Origin of the sequence: Paenibacillus crassostreae (assembly GCF_001857945.1) — a bacterium.
In the GTDB taxonomy this organism is placed as follows: domain Bacteria; phylum Bacillota; class Bacilli; order Paenibacillales; family Paenibacillaceae; genus Paenibacillus_AQ; species Paenibacillus_AQ crassostreae.
Genome location: NZ_CP017770.1, coordinates 4,428,348 through 4,447,925, shown reverse-complemented (window position 1 = coordinate 4,447,925; position 19,578 = coordinate 4,428,348). Strand labels below are relative to the sequence as shown.

At 38.9% G+C, this 19,578-nt stretch carries 15 protein-coding genes; 1 reads left to right on the top strand and 14 read right to left on the bottom strand.

Annotated features, from left to right (window positions below):
• Positions 1 to 59 precede the first annotated feature (59 nt).
• The 4 genes from LPB68_RS20600 to LPB68_RS20590 all read right to left on the bottom strand — a co-directional run bounded on the left by LPB68_RS20600 (position 60) and on the right by LPB68_RS20590 (position 2,934).
• Entirely contained in the window at positions 60 to 1,370 is a 1,311-nt protein-coding gene (locus LPB68_RS20600) for a hemolysin family protein (RefSeq protein WP_332455165.1), read from the bottom strand.
• Positions 1,371 to 1,474: 104 nt separating this feature from the next.
• Positions 1,475 to 2,188 (bottom strand): AAA family ATPase, encoded by a 714-nt coding sequence (locus tag LPB68_RS20595; RefSeq protein WP_068655461.1) that lies wholly within the window; start codon positions 2,186 to 2,188, stop codon positions 1,475 to 1,477.
• Positions 2,189 to 2,334: 146 nt separating this feature from the next.
• Positions 2,335 to 2,481, bottom strand: coding sequence for a hypothetical protein (locus LPB68_RS22905; RefSeq protein WP_157756154.1), 147 nt, complete (start codon positions 2,479 to 2,481; stop codon positions 2,335 to 2,337).
• 111 nt (positions 2,482 to 2,592) lie between these two features.
• Positions 2,593 to 2,934: a cupin domain-containing protein gene (locus tag LPB68_RS20590; protein WP_068655463.1), complete on the bottom strand. Its 342-nt coding sequence runs from the start codon at positions 2,932 to 2,934 to the stop codon at positions 2,593 to 2,595.
• Positions 2,935 to 3,217: 283 nt separating this feature from the next.
• On the opposite strand from LPB68_RS20590, the gene LPB68_RS20585 reads away from it, so the two are divergent.
• Positions 3,218 to 5,617 carry an S-layer homology domain-containing protein gene (locus tag LPB68_RS20585; RefSeq protein ID WP_157756155.1) on the top strand — a complete coding sequence of 800 codons (2,400 nt, stop codon included), beginning with the start codon at positions 3,218 to 3,220 and terminating at the stop codon, positions 5,615 to 5,617.
• A gap of 95 nt (positions 5,618 to 5,712) precedes the next feature.
• On the opposite strand, the gene LPB68_RS23495 is transcribed toward LPB68_RS20585, so the two are convergent.
• From LPB68_RS23495 to LPB68_RS20535, 10 genes are all read right to left on the bottom strand, one after another.
• Positions 5,713 to 6,573: a hypothetical protein gene (locus LPB68_RS23495; RefSeq protein ID WP_232510159.1), complete on the bottom strand. Its 861-nt coding sequence runs from the start codon at positions 6,571 to 6,573 to the stop codon at positions 5,713 to 5,715.
• A 9-nt stretch (positions 6,574 to 6,582) separates the two neighbouring features.
• On the bottom strand, positions 6,583 to 7,815 hold the full coding sequence (locus LPB68_RS20575) for an ABC transporter permease (RefSeq protein ID WP_068655467.1): 1,233 nt from the start codon (positions 7,813 to 7,815) through the stop codon (positions 6,583 to 6,585).
• The gene (locus LPB68_RS20570; protein ID WP_068655469.1) at positions 7,812 to 8,498 is read right to left on the bottom strand and encodes an ABC transporter ATP-binding protein; all 687 of its coding nucleotides are present in this window, start codon (positions 8,496 to 8,498) and stop codon (positions 7,812 to 7,814) included. The genes LPB68_RS20575 and LPB68_RS20570 overlap by 4 nt, the downstream gene beginning before the upstream one ends.
• A gap of 86 nt (positions 8,499 to 8,584) precedes the next feature.
• Positions 8,585 to 10,303, bottom strand: a complete 1,719-nt coding sequence (locus tag LPB68_RS20565) for an alkaline phosphatase (protein ID WP_068655471.1) — start codon at positions 10,301 to 10,303, stop codon at positions 8,585 to 8,587.
• Between the two features lie 221 nt (positions 10,304 to 10,524).
• Positions 10,525 to 12,375: a DUF2264 domain-containing protein gene (locus LPB68_RS20560; protein WP_083386544.1), complete on the bottom strand. Its 1,851-nt coding sequence runs from the start codon at positions 12,373 to 12,375 to the stop codon at positions 10,525 to 10,527.
• Positions 12,376 to 12,426: 51 nt separating this feature from the next.
• Complete coding sequence (locus LPB68_RS20555) at positions 12,427 to 13,551, bottom strand: glycoside hydrolase family 88 protein (protein ID WP_068656642.1); 1,125 nt, start codon at positions 13,549 to 13,551, stop codon at positions 12,427 to 12,429.
• 48 nt (positions 13,552 to 13,599) lie between these two features.
• Positions 13,600 to 15,213: a response regulator transcription factor gene (locus tag LPB68_RS20550; RefSeq protein WP_068655475.1), complete on the bottom strand. Its 1,614-nt coding sequence runs from the start codon at positions 15,211 to 15,213 to the stop codon at positions 13,600 to 13,602.
• A complete protein-coding gene (locus tag LPB68_RS20545) occupies positions 15,188 to 17,017 on the bottom strand; it encodes a cache domain-containing sensor histidine kinase (RefSeq protein ID WP_068655477.1) in 1,830 nt (609 codons plus the stop codon). The genes LPB68_RS20550 and LPB68_RS20545 overlap by 26 nt, the downstream gene beginning before the upstream one ends.
• 81 nt (positions 17,018 to 17,098) lie before the next feature.
• Entirely contained in the window at positions 17,099 to 18,496 is a 1,398-nt protein-coding gene (locus LPB68_RS20540; RefSeq protein WP_068655479.1) for an ABC transporter substrate-binding protein, read from the bottom strand.
• Between the two features lie 218 nt (positions 18,497 to 18,714).
• On the bottom strand, positions 18,715 to 19,554 hold the full coding sequence (locus LPB68_RS20535; RefSeq protein ID WP_068656645.1) for a carbohydrate ABC transporter permease: 840 nt from the start codon (positions 19,552 to 19,554) through the stop codon (positions 18,715 to 18,717).
• Between the last annotated feature and the right edge of the window lie 24 nt (positions 19,555 to 19,578).

The window sequence follows — 19,578 nt, the reverse complement described above, 5'->3', positions numbered from 1 at the left end:
TTTGAAAAAGACACCCTGTAAGGTGTCATCTCAATTTTTTAAGGGAATAACATTTCGAATTACACCACTCTACTCACTCTCACCTTGCTAATAATCTTGTCATCCATTTCTTCTACTGCAAAAATAAACCCTTCTAGTTCAACGCTTGGTCGCTCATCCTTATCTGGCAGTCCATGAAATTGACCAATCAAGAAACCGTTTAAGGTATCATATTCATCGCTGGATAGTTCCACATTCAAGAAATCCCTTACTTCTCTCAAGTGAAGGAGCCCATTCATTATAAAGCTATTCTCGTCAATTTGCTCGATTTGTATTTCTTCCACATCATGCTCATCCAAAATATTACCCACAATTTCCTCGAGTAAATCCTCAATCGTAATGATTCCTGCAGTACCACCATATTCGTCCATCACAATAGCCATATGCGCTTTGTTGATCTGCATTTCTCTAAATAATTCATCCGCATGCTTGTATTCAAGCGTGACATATGGCTTACGGATGATCGACTTGATATCAAAAATTTGCTCGTTATCAGTTACATCTTTTTCAAGATATCTAATCAAATCTTTACTATGGAGAATTCCAATAATATTATCTATATCATGTTCATACACAGGAAACCGGCTATATTTCTCCATATTGATTAGATTGGCAATTTGATGTAGTGAGAAATGTTGCGGAATAGAAACAATACGATTTCTATGAATCATAATATCAGATGCTATTTTGTTATCGAGTTCAAATATATTGTTAATCATCATTTTTTCTATACCTTGAATCGTACCATTCTCATTTCCTACCTCTACCATCATACGGATTTCTTCTTCCGTCACCTGCTCTTTATCTGCGTTAGGATCAATTCCAAGCAAACGCACGAATAGATTCGTGGATACACTCAGAAATTTAACGAAAGGAGCTGTCACCTTGGATAGTATAGTCAGTGGCATTACAACAAACATGGAAATAGGTTCTGCCTTCTGCATAGCTATTCTCTTAGGTACTAGCTCACCAAGGACCAATGTGAAGTAGGACAAAACCAATGTAATCACAATAAGAGAGATGGTCTCTAAGACTGATAAAGGAACTGGTACCCCAATTCCATTAAGAAATTCAGCTAATCTTCCAGCGAAACTATCTGCTGCTAAGGCACTCGCCATAAATCCAGCTAATGTTATACCGATTTGAATAGTTGCTAAGAACCTACTTGGTTCACTCAATAGATTTAGTAAAAGAATTGATTTCTTGTGACCTGAATTTGCCATTGCTTTAACTTTATTGTCATTTAAAGTAATTAACGCCATCTCAGATGCAGCAAAAAATGCATTCAATAAAATAAGTATAAAAAGCACTACTATTTCAGTAATCATCATATTCCCTCCAAAAAAATTCAGCAAGATTCATTATAATTAATCAGGTAAATTGCCCTAATTATATCAACTTCATAACTATTCTCAAAAGATGAGCTTACTCATACCTAGTGTTCATCATCAAATAACTCATTCAAATATTGCTTCTTATTCTCAAGAAATCTTCTAGTGATCTGATAATGCTCTGTTTCCTCATATTGAATCTCATGAATTCGTGCATGATCAAAACTAAGAATTTGTGCGCCGGGGAACCCCAGGATAATGGGAGAATGCGTTGCAATAATGAACTGTGAAGTATCCCGTAGATCGTAAAGAACTCTAAGAAAAGCTAATTGTCTTGCTGGGGATAAGGCTGCTTCAGGTTCATCTAGTAGATAAATACCCTTATCATTAAATCGATTCATAAATAAACTGAAAAAAGATTCACCATGTGATTGTTCATGTAAAGATCGACCACCATAGTATTCATTCGCACCTACTGAGTCTATATGTGAAGCAAAGTTATAGTACGATTCTGCCCTCAGGAAGAAACCATTTGTAACTTTCGGTAACCAAGCCATTCGAATATGATCCCCTAGTGCCGATCCCGAAGCCTCAAGTTGATAGTTATTATTCCTTCCACCCCCAGCCGTATTAAATCCACATTGGTAGGCTATAGCCTCAAGTAATGTAGATTTACCCGTACCATTCTCTCCCACCAAAAAAGTTACATTACTACTCAATATCAATTTCCCCATAGTTTGAATGGTAGGAATTGAGAAGGGGTATTGATTCACTTGCTCTATCTTGTCTTTTAATAATTCAACGCTACGAAGGAACATAGTTTCTCCTTATCTGTACATTGTATTAGATTCATCCATTTCCTAAATCATATCTATTATACAGGATTTTATACTACGACCAACATTGTCATCAATTCATCCTAATATGACTGGAATCACTTTATCTCTTTCCTGAAATCTATAAACTATATAAAAGTGCTTTCTTGGGATAACAACTCCCTTTCATATTCAATCACTGGTATTGGAACAATAGCCATACTTCTCATAAGAACTCCGACACATGCGGTAATTAGTAAATAGGCAAATGTTAGTTGAATCCACCTTAATGACATCCATTTTCCTCCACAAACATTTCATGATGATATAAAAATAAACATGACACCTATTCTTCAAGGCATCATGTTGTATTAATAATACTCCCTTACATAGGTCTAGCTATATTTTTAAATCTTCTGAGCATAATCTTCACTTGGAATTTTACTAAGAACAGCATAGAGACTTGTTGGAGTGTCGCCTGTATTTTTGAAAGAGAAATGCTCTTCTCCCTCACAAGAGATGACATCATCTTTCACTAAGAGAGTATCTTCCCCATTAATTGTGACTATCCCACTACCATCGGTTACTAGCACGAACAGTTCTGATCCAGGATGTTGGTGTTTAGGAAGCTCTTGACCTGGCATAAAGTTCAGTACAAATACTACACTTTCACTTGATTTGAACAATATTCTTTTTGTAAATTTATTCTCATTGTATTCTTTTACGGGTTGTAGTTCTTTCTTTTCCATGCTGAAAACCTCCAATTTATTGTTTACTCTTCATAACTTCATGAGGTATATAAGTGTTTGTTTATGATCTGATTTTATCATATCCGTTTTATCAAATTCCTATTGTGATTCCAGTCACAATAAATGAGAATTGTTCTCAATTGCACGGAATCTATTGATTCATGAATACATAAATATTTTAACAATATATATACATTTGGCGTAACCATTTGCTGGGAGAAGCGTTTATGTAGATATAACTTGGATTCACATCAAAAATTTTACTTTGAGAGGATGAGAAATTGTGTCAAAAAGGTATACTCGTTCAATTCGTCGCAGTTCAAAAGTGGTTATACTCGGTGCGCTATCCTGCACTCTGCTGATGCCATCCGGGTTAGTTTTTGCGGATGCTACAAAGGTATCTGTGTCTGTACCTGTAGCTTCATCTGATGTCAGCATGACGGATCAAATGAAATTACGCATCGCTTCAGGTGAAATTCAAGGTTCAGAATCTACATCAACAGCGGCAGATCCTGCAAAAGTAAAATTTGCTAAAGAGAAGGCAGTAGCAAAAGTAAGAGAATTGTTCCCAATACTCCAAGATGCCGAAGTGTCTAATACAACTCTAGGTATTACCAATGTCTACCCTGCTCCTGAGAATCAGATGGTCTGGGATATTCAGTGGAATTATCAGATTGGTAATTCCGGTTATGGATTTAATAGTCAAGTAGATGCCATTACAGGGGATTTAATCAGTACGTATATCTCTTTCCCACTTGAGAGTGAAGAATCATATTATCCTCCGAAGTTATCTAAAGAACAAGCTTTAATTGAGGCCAAAAAATTCATTGCAAAAGCCGTTACATCGATTTCAGTGGAAGATCTTAAAATCAATGATGTGGATTATGGATATGCGAATCAAGCATTATTCGGCCCCGTTCAGTATTCGTTCTATTTCACATTAAATAAGAATGGTATCCCCTCTCAAGCCGATGCAATGAATATTAGCATTAATTCTAACGGTGATATAATGCATTTCTCCAAATCTGCAAATGCTTTGAGTTATCCATCAACTACTGCCAAGATTAGCGAAGCAGAAGCAAATAAGAAATTTAAAGATGAATTAGATGTTGGATTATACTATATTCCAATTCAGAAGAATAATCAGATTACAGACTGGATCCTAGGTTATCGACCAGATAGCAGTTCTACCTATTCCATGGACGCATCAACAGGTAAGAGAATCTCCTACGATGGTACAACGGTCCCTTCCTCACCTGTCACTTATTCAGATATTCCACAAACGAAAGACCAATTTATTACAAGAACCAATATGACCCAACTCACTGGTGAAGAAGCAGCGCAACTGGTACAGAAAATCGTAACATTACCAGCAGATTACAAACTGCAAAACCAGTCGCTCTCTAAATATTATTTCAACCCTGATCAGCAAACATGGAGCCTTAATTGGGGCAAGGGTACTCCCTATTCTGGCTATCAAATTCATTACTCGGCTCAGGTTGACGCAGACACCGGTGAGATATTAGAATTCCGAATTGATAATTACGGCGGAGCTGTTTCTAATCAGGATACTACGATCCCCAAAGGACTTACTAAGCTATCTAAAGAATCCGCCAAACAACGATCTATCGACTTAGTCAACCAGTTATATGCGAACGCTAGCAGTGATTTAAAGATAATCAATCATGAGGATAGCTGGAATTTCATCAAAGAAAATAATCAATATCGATATGAGTTTCAACGTTTCTATAAAGGAACTCCAGTGGGTGATAGTACAGTAACCATTACCTTTGATCAGTATGGAAGATTACAATCCTATGCTGCCTATCGAACCGCTGGATTAGAAAAAATCATAGATAACCCTGTCATTAAGGTAAGCAAAGAAGAAGCTTTGGAGTCATACCGAAATCTGTATACAATGAAATTACAATATTCACAATTTGGTGGGTACTACACTGGTAATATAGAAATAAAACCCGAGATACAACTAGTATATACTCCTGAACCAACCAATCTTATTACTTCATATCAAGTCCTAGATGCTGTCACAGGTAAATGGGTATCTCAATATGATTACATGGGGCAAGCAACCAATACAATCACACCAACAGATCTGAAAGGACACTCGGCAGAAAGTGCACTTACTACACTCGTGAATTATGGTATTATAACCCCTGATGAAGAGGGGAACATCAAACCCGATGAAGTGATCACTGTCAGCGATTGGTTATCTATGATGGTAAAATCCATATCACCTTACATTGCGAGCCAAGGTTATTATAATAACATGGAAAACAAATCCGTTGCCGGCGTTGATCCGGACGATACAATTTATAACGTTGTATCTTTTGCAGTGGAACGTCAATGGATTAAGAACGACAATTCTTTTCAACCAGATAAGGAATTAACAAAAGAACAGCTTGCTGTTCTGCTGACATCCATTGTGAATTATGAGAAAATGGCTTCACATATACAAAGTGATACTTCAGTAAGTCAATTCAGTGATGCCCAAGCTATAAGTAATAAAGGTGCTGTTGCTCTGACCCTCAAATTAGGTCTATTGGAAGGTGAGAATGGTAAATTCAATCCTCAACAAACAATCACAAAAGCACAGGCTGCTACGGTTATTATGAAACTCGTTACACTTCAAGGTAAGACAGATCAAATGATTGGTCAATATTAATACCAGGTATTCAGCACAATACAAGAAGCCCCGTGATACGGATCATCCGTACCTCGGGGCTTCTTGTTGATATTCACGGAAATACTCACCAATATTTACTCTTTAATCTCTTCGAACGTAGCGTCATAAATTCTAAACATTGTCTTATAACTTGATTCATCGATTTTGATCCCCGTATCAAGTCGGCCCGTTATTTTTATAGGTCCAGAATGATATCTTAGCTTCACATCATCAGGTACAAATACGATCATGATTTTGTTCCAATAGGTCTCATCTCCATTATCGAACGGGCATTCAGCACCGGGTTCGGGAATGAGTAGGAACCAATGCTTATCGAAAGAAAGTACCTCGCCCATGAACCCTTTGATCGTCACTGTTGAACCTTTCAAATCCCAGAATCGATCTGAAGGAGTTGTTTGATCTTCCCCGTCAAAGAATTCCGACCAACCAATTGGGGTTACGCCAGATTGGATCTCTTTCTTAGATACCGTTTGCTCTTTGTCACTTGGCTCAATCATGTCTTCTTCCTTCGTTATCGATTCCGAATCTTCAGTCAGCTTGGAATCTTGACTCACTTTATTTTCAGTCAGTTCCTGTTTCACCACATCTTTCTTTACTAGTTCTGTTGTTGCTTGCTTAGTTACTTGCTTAGATACTTCGTTTGATATTGCTTCATCTACTACTTCGTCTGTAGCTTCATTTGTTACAATATCATTCGGTTTGGTAGTTTCTGTTTTTTCTATAATTTCTTCATCTTTTAATGTTTCTTTGGCTATCACTTGCTCAACTACAGCTTGCTCTTCTACCACTACTTCATCTTCAATCCCTACATCTACTGAAAGTTCTTGAGTAAAAGAAGAAAATGATTGTGCTGTTTCTTCCCCTTTTGCGGACTGACCACAAGCCTGTAGAAATAAAGTAACTAACAACATCATTAAAAGTCCAAATCTCTTCATCTCTGCCTCCTATGCTTTAAACAATGTGAGAGGATTCATCCGATATGTCTTATACGCTGGGCCGATTGAGGCCAGTAAACCAATGGCTATCGTTCCTATAACAATATAAATATGACTAGTCGTCCACAACAATGGATTAATCTGAATTCCTCCATACTCAAATAGCGCTTCTCTCAACACGAACCCACCTATATGTCCCATGATCAGTCCGATAATCAACCCAGTAGTCGTCAAAAGAACTCCTTCACCAATCAAAGTCATCCATACGTACAACTTAGATTTCCCTAGTAACCGAAGTAGACCAACATCCTTCGTTCGTTCATTTACTGCAGCAATTAATGATAATAGTACAGAAATCGCCGCTAATACAATACACAGTCCAGTTACAACACTTACAATTTGTGCACCGCTATCCACTAAATTCACAACATCAGCAACAGCTTTACTAGTATAAACGGCTTGCACCTTATCATATTGATCAAGTTCTGTTTTTAACGATTGTGCTCCAAGAAGTGACTTTGGCTTAACAAGTATGGCCGTTATCTCTTTATGATCATCGGTTGTCTCATGAACCGCCCAAGCATAATCAACAGTTGTAAACAATGCTCGATCATCGGGTGTATTTAATGAAGGAAGAATACCTACTACCGTGTAACCGAAGCTAGCATGACTATCCTCTTCATGGTGTTCCTCACCATGTTCCTCTGTTCCATGTTCTTCATCCTCATGAACCACGCCCTGATCAATAAGACCATGTGAACCAGCAAATGTATCTCCTAAGTGTATTCCTAAAGTTCTAGCCACGTAGGCTCCGACAACCACTTCACCTGTCTGCTTATATAAACCTCCACTATCGAGATTCTGATCACCATATCGTGTGAGGAAATATTCCGCATCGATTCCAACGATAGGATATCCATTATAGTGATCACCTGTCGTCATTGGATATGCTTGCTCTATTTGAGGGTCTTTCTTGACAGTTGCAAGGATAGATTCAGGGATATTACCCGTTGGTGCACCAACATGATAGAACGTATTTAACACCAATTGCGTTTCGCTACCGTCTGCTCCAATCACTACATCAAATGGCCCATATCCCTTCTTTGCGCCTTGTTCCACACTTTCTTGTGATAGACTGAGAAGTACAATAAACGCAACGGTCACAGCGATAGAACATATTGTGAGTAAAGACAGAAACTTACGATGCCATATATTTCGAATCAATAGACGATATATACTCATAACATAACCTTCTCTTTTAAAGGATGAACAAGATTCAATTCATGAATATGCTGACAGCGTGGGAAACGCTTCGCCAAATTTAAATCATGTGTTACAACAATGAGTGTATGCTTATCACTAGCACATAGATCCATTAATAATCCCGTAATTTCATCAGCAGTCTCCCAATCAAGACTACCTGTAGGCTCATCAGCTAACACAAGCAATGGCTGATTAATCAGAGCTCTAACCATTGCAACCCGCTGCTGTTGTCCCCTAGATAGTTGTGAGGGAAGATGATTCATTCGATCTTGTAACCCTACTTTCTCAAACCATTCATCAACCATTAGCCGCAATTCTGTCTTCGATTTCTTAAGAGTTATTACGATCTCCACATTTTGCCTCGCAGTTAAGGATGGAATGAGGTGGAAATCCTGCAGAATATAACCGATTCTAGCTCCTCTGAATTCATCCCTTGCAGCCTCTTTTAACAAATGCAACGGTTGCTGATCAACATACAGTTCACCATGATCCGTACTCAAAATACCACTAATGATATGTAACAATGTGCTTTTTCCTGAACCACTAGGGCCGATGATGGCTACTTTTTCTCCCTTAGCAACATGCCATTGAGGAATATTTAGAATGGGTATGTTCTTACCTGACACTTTGAATTGTTTCTTAACGTCATTGATTTGTAGCAAATTCTCATCACTCCTATTACAAAATAAAGAGAAACAGGAGAATAACTTCCCCTGCTCCTTCTCTTCTTTCTATCTGTACTCCAGTCTTATTTCAAAACAAGTCGTTCAGATAATGAATCCCACTTCATGCTTTTTCCAGTGAGTTGATTGAAGGCCGTAAGTGGAAGATAAATTGTACCATTGTCAAGATCCAGCGTAAGCGATAACTTTTTACCGTTCATTTCAATCGAATTTGTCTTTGTATTTATATCGATATTATTCTTATTGAAACCCATCTTAGCGATACCGTTAGTGGAACTGTATGTTCCTCCTAGTGCTTTAACTAATGCCTCAGCAGGATAGAGCACTTCATTCTCACGACTTATTTTAAATTTAGGATATAAATATTTCGATTGTAGTTCAGCAGTCGCCTTTTTCAAATCAACCCCAATAACGGAAGCACTTGCTAAAGCAACCTGAGTATTATCAATTTGGCCTTTCACTTGGCTAGCAATTGGACCATAAGCCCATACACCTACATCAACTGCAGAATGTCCATGTCCAGACCAACCAACTAATAAACGTTTGGATACAACAGCATTATAACCACCTTCACGTTTGTAGGAAGAACCATCACCGTCCATAATGATTTGTGCTTCTTCATCCGTAAGATCAGTGATCCAAGTGTTACCCTGTACTATCTTTTTGATCTCTGCAATCGATTGAGCAGCTTCTAATGCTTTGACTAAACTTTCTGAGGAATTCTTTTGTTGATCCCAAAGATCAATGTTCACTTCATAAATATTATCTCGGGACAATGACAACCCGCCTGTTTCATGATCAGCTGTTACAACAACGGAAGTGTTTCCATCTTTTTTAGCAAAATCAATCGCAACTTTGAAAGCCGCATCGAAGTCTAGCGTTTCTTGAATCATTGTTGGTAAATCATTCGCATGACCTGCATGATCAATTCGTCCACCTTCAATCATGACAGCAAACCCATTCTTATTAGTTGATAATATTTCAAGTGCTTTCGTGGTCATAGCTTCTAGAGATGGCGTATCTTCTGTACGATCAGGGACATAAGATACATGAGAACCTCCGAATAATCCGAGTACTTTCGAGTTTTCCGAAGATAAAGCCTTAAGATCTGCTGCTTTTTGTACTAATTTATAGCCCTTTGCCTGGAAGTCTGGGATGATATTCTTATCTGTCCGTTTACCATTCTCATCCTTAGTGACGAAGAAAGATTGACCTCCTCCTAAGAGTACGTCTACTCCACTAGCCAAATACTGAGAGGCAATTGCGGATTCATTATCCCGACTACGAACATGTGTAGCGTATACAGCAGGTGTTGCATGCGTAATCCGTGCTGTTGTCACTAGACCCGTTGCCTTACCACTTAATTCTGCAGCTTCAATAACGGAAGCGAAAGGTTTCGATACCTCTTCGTTCGACACGCTAATTGCGGCATTATAGGTTTTATTCCCTGTCGCGAAAGCTGTTCCCGCAGATGCTGAGTCTGTTACGATCCCAGAGACGATAACTCCGCCATCATCACCACGGTCCGCATATGTAGTTGCTTGACCCACATAATATGGATCTAGATTCAAAGCCATTTTACCAGTTTCATGTTCTTGATAATAACGTGTTGCAGCCACCTGTGCTGGTCCCATTCCATCACCAATGAGTACGATCAGATTCTTCGATGACTCCTTGGTAGCTGCACTAACGGTTGAGTTGTGATTCTCTAATATAAAAGTACCCGTTGCAACGATGGATAGCGCCAATCCCCCTACAGCTATACGTTTGAATATCTTATTCATTAATTAATCTCCCCTCAAAAATATGTATATGCTAGATTTCCAACCCCAGTTGAACTCGGCTTGATCTTCCATCACTATTGCAATCTTAATAGTTAATTATTATCTTAATGTCAAATGAAATGTATAATTGGGTAAAATTTCTAATAAAAAAAGAGCCTCATACGAGACTCTCATCAATCAAAGAATTTTCACTTATGAATCAATTTCATAATTACGCAAACCTATTTAACGATTACGATAACCTTCCCTCGTGCCGTCGTGAGATGAATCTCATCACCTTCGAATTGTACATTCAATATCTCACATGGATCCTCCAACAAGCTACTCTCCCCAACACGCTCACCTGGTTCACCATATATAGCTGAGATTATCCAATGTGTACCTGGTTCCAAGCTCACTTTTAATGAAGGAATAACGGTTAGAGTGTGTAGAACATTCGTATTCGCATTCGCATATATAAGATCTGTGGTATCGTAACCAAGTATACTAACAATCCTACTACTTCCTTGAGAGCAAGATGCAGTAATCCCAGTGTTCTCATCGTTTACCACTTGAAGGTCCAAGTCACTTCCTAAAGCGAATCCGCCTTCGGCAGCGTCTAATGTTCTCTGCGTGTTAACCTGATGGATTCGAATATGCCAAGGGAGCCCTGCCACAATCCATGTCTGGATCTCCACATCATGCCATGGTTTCCATTTCGAATATAGTACATTATCCTCGATTCTAGACTCTTCGTTCTTTCGTCTGACTCTGAACAAATTATCCCCTTCACTTAGCGCAAGCATCGAATCAAATGCTCCTTGTCCAAGTCCCCATTCTGCGCGAGGTACACTGAATCCAAAAGCATTAGAATAGGCAAACTTTTCATATTTAGCCGAAGTATGTATGTGTTCATTCGAACTTAGATGGCCACTGTTAAAAGCTGTGATATGATCACTCACCTCATTCCGGCAAATGACTAGGTGAGGTGGTAACTGCACGGATAAGGAGTTCAACTTCGGTAAAGGGAGCTCTTCCGTGTGCCAGAACGGATGATCATCCGCTAGTGCCAAAGGAAGAAATGACTTCAATGCCCAATAAGGTGATCCAGGTGAATTATAATTTTCAGCCATGACTAGATTAGGATATGTATACCCGACCGTAAGAACTCCAGCTTCATTGAATATAGGCTTCTGAAACCACCAACGTAAATTTCTTAGAATAAGTCCCTTCATTACACCCAGTGGTATAGTGTCGACTTCTGCGAATACCATAGCACTCCAGAATGCTGAATGCGAGAATCGATATGTCAAGCTTCTTCCATAAGGAATGGTTGAGCCATCCGCTGCGAACCACTGGATGAAACTTTCAGCAAATTCTGTAGCTCTTTGCTTAAATCGAACCGCCCGCTCAGGATCTTCATCCTTCATCAGTTGTGAATATAACAACCCATAATAATGAAATCCGAAAGGAACATAATAGTCGCTATGTGCTCCAATACCATCGCTATACCATCCTTCGGCAAGATAAAACTCATCGATTCGAGTCAGGTTTCGGTTAAGCTGTTCATCATCGTAAGGAAGCCCCATTGTTCTAAATCCCATATTCACTAAGACATGGAAGAATAACCAATTGCAATCATGGCAAGGATGACTATTGATCTGATTCAACCAGTTATATAGGTTAGATCTTTCACGTTCACTTAATGGCTCCCATATTCGATCTGGGATCAGAGCGAGTGCAAATCCGAACACTGCCATCTCTACTAATCGCTGATCATAATCATTCACATTTCCCCAATACTCAGCATGTTCAGGGTCGGTACCGTTCCGAATTCCTAGTAGACAAATCTTCCAGAGTTCGTTATCCCCTCCACCTGCTAGCAAAGGAACCATTCCCCATAGTACTCGTGAGAAACCTTCAAACTCCGCAATTTTCGGATCATAACCAGCACCCGTCACGCCTAAGCTCAAGCGTGCTCTTCCCTCACTATAATATGGCTGAAGTGGATCCACGATTTGTCTTAATGCATCTTGCAAGTCCGCTTGCGTTCGTAGTGGATTGTCACTTATACTATTCGATTTCGTCCCCATCATGTTGCCCTCATCCTCCATTATCACATTAAATTTATGTACTCTCTAAATTCATTGCCAATAAAAGGGGCCTTTACCTTTCAATCGTGCCAATCCTTCCACATAGAAGAAATCACCGTAAATGAGTGGCACATCGATATTGGTTCCCTGAGGATAATTACTCGTTGAATGAAGAATCAATCCTTCCTCATTCATATCATCCCATGTTCCGTAATTCTCGTATAGCGATTTTAGAATCCGAATCGCTGGTTCACGATAGACTGCAGCTTCGATCTCATCTACTTTTTCAGAAAGTAATAGTAAGCCACTAGCAGCACAAGCACCAGCAGATGAATCCCGATATTGGCGTTCATCTAGCGGTGCGCGGAAATCCCAATGAGGTACATGATCCTCAGGCAGACGAGTAAGGAAGAAATGAGCCACACGCTTAGCCGCATGTAAATATTCTATTTTCCCTGTATGATGATAGGCTAAAGTTAATCCGTAGATCGCCCAAGCAGAACCCCGTGACCAAGCCGATTCAGCAGCGTATCCCTGACCTCCAATACCCTCAATGAATTCGCCTGTATGTGGATTGAATCGAACAATATGATAGACTGAGCCATCAGGTCGGATGAATTGTTTCATGACTGTATCCATATGTGCTTCTGCAATATGACCGTAACGAGGATCTCCACTTATCTCTGAAGCCCAGAATAACAAAGGCATATTCATCGCACAATCGATAATGGCATATCCGGCGTTGTCTTCACCTTCATACCACGGATTCCATGCACGAATATAATTACCTTTTATATTAAATCGTGCAGCAAGATAATTAGCCGCTTTGAGTGCTCTAACTTTTGAGCCTTCATTACCTGATAATTTATAAGACGCTACACTGGTCAAAGTCCACATGAATCCCAGATCATGATCCAATCGAACGTAATCATTTAATACCGAATCTAGACGATCCTCACATTGTTCAGCGATCAATCGTAACGATTCGTCGCCACTTTCGTTATATAGTAACCATAACATTCCTGGCCAGAATCCTGCTGTCCACCAGTAAGGCTCAGCCGAATCATAAGCACCGCCTTGACTCGCGTGGGGGAATCCAGAACCAATTCTTACGCTATTATGTTGCGTTTTCTTCAACGCTTTTTCCAAAGCTTCCTCGATCCAATCTTGCTTCATTTCTATATTCACAAGGGTTCACCAACCATTCTGTCATATTATTTATCATTATCCTCGATATTCAACAGGTGTTACACCGGCATGAGTTTTAAATGTCTTAATGAAATAGCTTTGATTATCGTATCCCAACAACTCACAGATACCACCAACTGTATTATTCGTCTGATCCAATAGCTCTTTCGCACGTTCCATCTTTAATCTCGTTACGTATTCGATAAAAGTGAACCCGGATTCTTTCTTAAACAGTCTACTGAAATAGCTAGAATTCATATGAAGATGCTCTGCTACTTCATCCAATGTGATTCTTGCATTCAACCGCAGGGATACATACCTACAAGCTTCCATCACTTCGGCTCGTTTACTAGTACCAACCCCGATCTCCTGCTTCGTAGCAATCGTCTCTAAATGACCAATCAGCCATTGGCGTAACTCCGATAATGTGTCCATATCCACAATTTCTTTATAAAGTGAATCTGCAGAATAAGAAGGTCGTATCGACTGTAACGAGTGAAGCTTTAATTTCAGATCTAGTAATAACTTCAACATCCAATCCTTAACATTCTCAGGTGAATATCTTTCATTATGAATGAGACTAATCCATTGATCTATGACTTCACGGGCTCGATCTTGGTTCTTACTGATAAATACTTCACGTAATTCTGAACTGGCTTTGTCATAATAGGCAAATAGATGAAGCTTCTCTCTTATACTATCTTGAACTTTAACTTGAATCTTGGTCATGTCTCCAGGTTTCAAATAGAATCTTTGTTCATCACTTCCTAGCATTTCATTCATATTCAATTTCAAAATTTCGGGTGTGGCACAACCATTACCAATGATGAATGATAATTGGATACGAAGCACCTTTAAAATCATAGATTGAACCGCTTTCAAACTTATAAGAACTTCATCATAAATATTCGTTTTCAAGCTAGGTTTATACGAGAATAATAGAAACGAATGTTTACCACTATATTTTACATGAAGTACTTTTGTCCTTAAATCTCCTAGTAATTCATTAATAACGTTAATGATCGCAAAATTCAATGTTTGTACTGATTTATAACGATAATTGACCTGTCTATAATCTTCAATATAAGTAATCACAGGTAAACAATGATCTCCTTCAGCGAACAAACCGAATTCTGAAAAATCTCGCTTCCATTCAACTGGCGAAAGAAGCGGTTGATGAATGAAGTTTTTAATGTTTTGTTCTTTACGCAGTTCTCTTGTCTCACTGTACAAATGTTTCATTCGGGATTGTTCCCAACCCGCCTGTGTCTCCTCGTCTATGCTTGCGGTAAATCGACAGAGCAATTGGATCATATCCTCTGGATTCAAGTTATCTTTAAGAAAGTAATCCTGCACATTCAATCGCAACGCCTGCTGAGCATATTGAAAATCACTATGACATGAGAGGATGGCAATCCTTACGTTCGGCTTGATTTCTCGTATGCGAGTAGTCAACTCTAATCCATTCATCTTCGGCATCCCGATGTCCGTGATAATAATATCAGGCATCTCCTGCTGTGCCTGTTCCCATGCACTTAGTCCATTCTCATGAATTCCTATTAGATGAAGCCCTAACTTTCCCCATGTAATCGTTTCAGACAGTAACTCGATGACAGGATAGTCATCATCTACCAACATGACTTTGTACATCTTGTTCCCCTCCTAAATACGGAATGATCAAGATTATATCCGTCCCTACACCTTGTTTACTGTTCACTGTTATATCGAATCCATCTCCGAATAGTATTCTCATACGCTCAACAACATTCTGAAGACCCATACCTGAGAAGGAACCTTGATCCTCTCTTTTGGTTTGTATATCAATTCCGCTGGATACCCACTTAGAAATAATTCGTTGAATAGTTAAGGAATCCATTCCCATTCCATTATCCTGAACACTTAGAATTAGGTTACATTGATATATCTCCGCTGTAATACTGATCGTTCCTGCTCGCTGACTGAGTCCATGAATCATAGCATTCTCCACAATCGGCTGGAGGAAGAGTCTAGGAACTTTAATCATGAATGCTTCAGGTGCTATATCCAATACAAGTGTAACCTCTTCCTTCTGCCTCATATTCATTAATCTTAAATAATGAGTGACCAACTCGATCTCTTCATGCAGATGAATCTCATCCTCTTCGCGGCTAATCGTCATGCGGAGAAGCGTTGATAATGAAGTAATCATTAATGCACTTTCGGGATCACCACGTTTCAACACCTTCATACGAATCGAATTGAGAACATTAAATAGAAAATGAGGGTTAATCTGAGCCTGAAGCATTCTCAGTTCAGCTTTTCTTTTCCTTCTTTGGGTAACTGATACCTCAGCAATCATTTCTTTCACACGATCTAGCATCTGATCGAACATGATTCCTAGGTGACCGATCTCATCATTGCCACGTACACCTGATCTTAATTGCAAATTCCCTCGCTGTACCGCTGAAGTTACTTTACCTAAAGTAACTAACGGTTGCGTGAATGTTCTTACTAAGTAAATCAACAATATTAAGAAAATAACAAATGAGGAAATCTGAAAAATAAATACGCGATTAAAAATAGAACTAATATTGACGATAGCTTCATTATAAGGTTGCATCAATACAAGAAACCAACCAGCGTATGGGATCTGTTGCTGTGATAACAGAAAATGACCTTCTTTTAGATTGAGGATGGATGATGACTTTTGCTCAATAGATGGATCTAGATAATTAAACTTTGTACCAATATCCTTATGATCCTGTTTCGAAATAATATGACCGGTATGATCTATGAGTTGAATTTCACTTCCTGCAGATAAATTACCCAGAATCGAACTGATCTGATCTTCCATAACCGTCACTACCACATACCCATAGATTTCAGAATTAGCCAATCTTAACGTACGTGCTACGGATATCTGATAGGGATGATCGAACGCATCATACTGAAATGCAGTCGGTTCAACACCAACCCAATATGATTGTAGACCTTCCAACTCCTGTAGATTCTTGAACCATGGTTCTTTTAGTAAATCCCGTGGGTTGTAATCGCTTACAGAATAATTCATATAGTACATCCCGTTCGTCAATAATACCGTCACATAACTTTTAACACCAACTACAGTCAAGCTATCCAATTGCTCCAAGATTCGATTCGAATCCATAAATTTCATATATGGACTTCCAACTACATGACCTGAAGAGACTTGCTTGAAATATGTAGTCATACCGGAATTCACTTGAATATAGTTCATCGTACTCAACATATTATTGAACAGATTACTTACAGAATTGTTCACTAATTCTAACGAATCTTCCGCATTAGATAGAGCTTGCTGCTTCACAGCTTCCTGCGTTAAGGAATTATAGATGAATAATGTGAGTACTGCGGGAACGACAATACAGGTAATAGAAGCAATAATTAGCTTGTGACGAATAGATCTAGGAATCCATATTTTCAACCAGTGTAACATAATGCATCCTCTCCTAACACAAGCAAGCAGAAATGGCTATGCCGTCCTTTTTCAAGGACGGTATGTGTACATTATAACAAATTATTTTTTATTTGATTCAATAATTTGGTTTACACGTTCTTGCGAGTTCTTTACAGTGGTATCAATATCTTGGGTGCCAAGTATAAGTTTTTCATATTCATCATTCACAGCTTTGTATACTTCATTCTGATATGAAGATGGTGGAACGATTGCGGATGCTTTTGAAACAATTAATGTATCCACTAAAGATTTCTTATCCACTTTCTCTGGGTTCTTCGTACCTGATAGAATCGTGTCGATAATTTCTTCAACCTGTTCACTCTTCACTTGGCTCCATGCTGGTATATTCTTACCTTGAACAAGCTGCCCTTCTGTTGTATACCAACGAATGAATTTATAGGATTCTTCTTTATGTTTAGAATTTGCCCCCACGGCAACATAATCCGTTGTAACTGGTGTAAGTCCTGTCGGATCTTCTGAATTATTCTTAGGGAATGGAGCAACTGCTATATTGAAGTTAAGTGGTACCTTTTCTGTTCCACCAATTTCTGTGTTCATCCAACTTCCAATGGTTAACATACTAGCAGATTCATTGAAGAACTGTGTCCGGTAAGCTAATTTCTGTGAGATCATATCCGAATATGGAACAGAAGACTGGTCTTCCATCTCCATTCTTACTCTCAGTTCAAGTGTTTCTTTAAATGTTGGATTATCTAGATTAGAGGAACCATCTGCTTTAAGAAAATCTGCATCTTGTGGCTGATTCTCCATCTTTAACTTCAAGAACTCCATCCAACCCCCTGCCTGTGGACCATGGAAATAGGTACCATAACGTTTCGTAGCACCTTCCCCCTTCGTCAACTTCTTCGCGTAATCCGCATATTCATCCCAAGTCCAATCAGTAGGAACAGCTAGTCCTGCTTCATCTAGATGATTCTTGTTCAATAGGACATACCATGGATTGAACTTACCTGGTAGAGCATACACCTTACCATCTAGACGTGTATCTACTTTATAATCTTCTTCCACCTTATAACCATCTTTAGTAATATAATCGTCCAATGGTTCTGCCATCCCGAGTGCGACACGTTGAGCATACCCAGCTGGATCACTGAACATGAGTACATCTATTTCTGCACCTGATGCAGCCTCAAGATCTAACTTCTTAAATGCTTCTTGAGTGTCCCCTTTGTCACTAAGCTGAATGAGTTCAATCGTTACTCCAGGAGTGGCATCTTCGTATGCTTTCAACGTATTACTCCAGTTATAAGCCTCCTCAGTTCCATAAGTATACAATCGAAGATTTACGTTTTCTGCCGTTTCATTTGATGTAGTTGGGGTGTTAGTTTCAGGCGCTACAGCTTCCTTATTACCATTATTTGACCCACCACAGGCCGACAACAAACTTATCATCAGAACACTGGTGATTGCGCCAGTCAACAATCTTCTCTTCTTCATACAATAACCCTCCCTGGTATGTTGAATGTATACTCCTCCATTATATAGAGCGCTTTCACAATACTGATGAAACAATATTTACTTATCTTGAATTATTTTTACTATTTGAATCAATTTCATAATCACGCAAACTGATATAGATATTACTATATATAGACAGGATTAGTTATCCTGATCAATTGCATAAGCGATTATGAAATTGATTCTCATTATAATAATTACCCTTTTACTCCACCTAGTGCAATACCTTCAATAACACTTTTCTGTCCAATAACAAACACGATAACAAGTGGAAGTATTGCGGAGACAGCCCCCGCCATTATAAGAGAATAGAACTCCCCACTCATCGATGTGAATTTCTGTAGTGCTAACGGTAAGGTGTATAGATGATCACTTCTGAGGAATATCAATGGATTCTGATAGTCATTCCAAGTCCAGATAAATCTGAGGATAGCATAGGTAGCTACCGCAGGCTTAACTAGTGGTAATCCGATAGAGTAAAAGATACGAAAATGCCCAGCGCCATCTATTTTGGCAGATTCAATAAATTCTTGATGTATACCCATGAAGAACTGTCTTAACATGAATGTCCCTAGCACACTAAAGCTACCTATCACGATCAGACCGAAATGACTATCGAACAATCCAATATTGCGATATAGAATAAACTGTGGGACCAGAATAGCCTGACTTGGGATCATATATGTTATCAGTACGATCATAAACAACCATTGACTCGCAGCGAATTTAACTTTTGAGAACCCATAAGCCGCCAAACTTGATACAAGGCATGAGGTCATTGTCGTAATGATACTTACCTTAATTGAATTCCAATAATATAGATAAAATGGATAATCACCAAACCATACCTCTTTGTAGTTAGCAACAGTATTCCATGTCTGTGGAATCCATTGGATGGGATAGGTGAATACATCAGTTTCCATTTTGAAAGACGTCATAAGCATCCATATGAAAGGTAATAGAAATAAGATACTAATCACAAACATGAACCCTGTAATCACCGCTTTACGCCAGCTTATTCCTGAAATTGTATCCATACTCTTCTCTCCTTCCTCATGATC

Bases quoted from the DNA above. Each gene is read 5' to 3' on its own strand.
- LPB68_RS20600 (WP_332455165.1), bottom strand. From the start codon at position 1,370: ATGATGATTACTGAAATAGTAGTGCTTTTTATACTTATTTTATTGAAT.
- LPB68_RS20595 (WP_068655461.1), bottom strand. From the start codon at position 2,188: ATGTTCCTTCGTAGCGTTGAATTATTAAAAGACAAGATAGAGCAAGTG.
- LPB68_RS22905 (WP_157756154.1), bottom strand. From the start codon at position 2,481: ATGTCATTAAGGTGGATTCAACTAACATTTGCCTATTTACTAATTACC.
- LPB68_RS20590 (WP_068655463.1), bottom strand. From the start codon at position 2,934: ATGGAAAAGAAAGAACTACAACCCGTAAAAGAATACAATGAGAATAAA.
- LPB68_RS23495 (WP_232510159.1), bottom strand. From the start codon at position 6,573: ATGAAGAGATTTGGACTTTTAATGATGTTGTTAGTTACTTTATTTCTA.
- LPB68_RS20575 (WP_068655467.1), bottom strand. From the start codon at position 7,815: ATGAGTATATATCGTCTATTGATTCGAAATATATGGCATCGTAAGTTT.
- LPB68_RS20565 (WP_068655471.1), bottom strand. From the start codon at position 10,303: ATGAATAAGATATTCAAACGTATAGCTGTAGGGGGATTGGCGCTATCC.
- LPB68_RS20560 (WP_083386544.1), bottom strand. From the start codon at position 12,375: ATGGGGACGAAATCGAATAGTATAAGTGACAATCCACTACGAACGCAA.
- LPB68_RS20555 (WP_068656642.1), bottom strand. From the start codon at position 13,551: ATGAAGCAAGATTGGATCGAGGAAGCTTTGGAAAAAGCGTTGAAGAAA.
- LPB68_RS20550 (WP_068655475.1), bottom strand. From the start codon at position 15,213: ATGTACAAAGTCATGTTGGTAGATGATGACTATCCTGTCATCGAGTTA.
- LPB68_RS20545 (WP_068655477.1), bottom strand. From the start codon at position 17,017: ATGTTACACTGGTTGAAAATATGGATTCCTAGATCTATTCGTCACAAG.
- LPB68_RS20540 (WP_068655479.1), bottom strand. From the start codon at position 18,496: ATGAAGAAGAGAAGATTGTTGACTGGCGCAATCACCAGTGTTCTGATG.
- LPB68_RS20535 (WP_068656645.1), bottom strand. From the start codon at position 19,554: ATGGATACAATTTCAGGAATAAGCTGGCGTAAAGCGGTGATTACAGGG.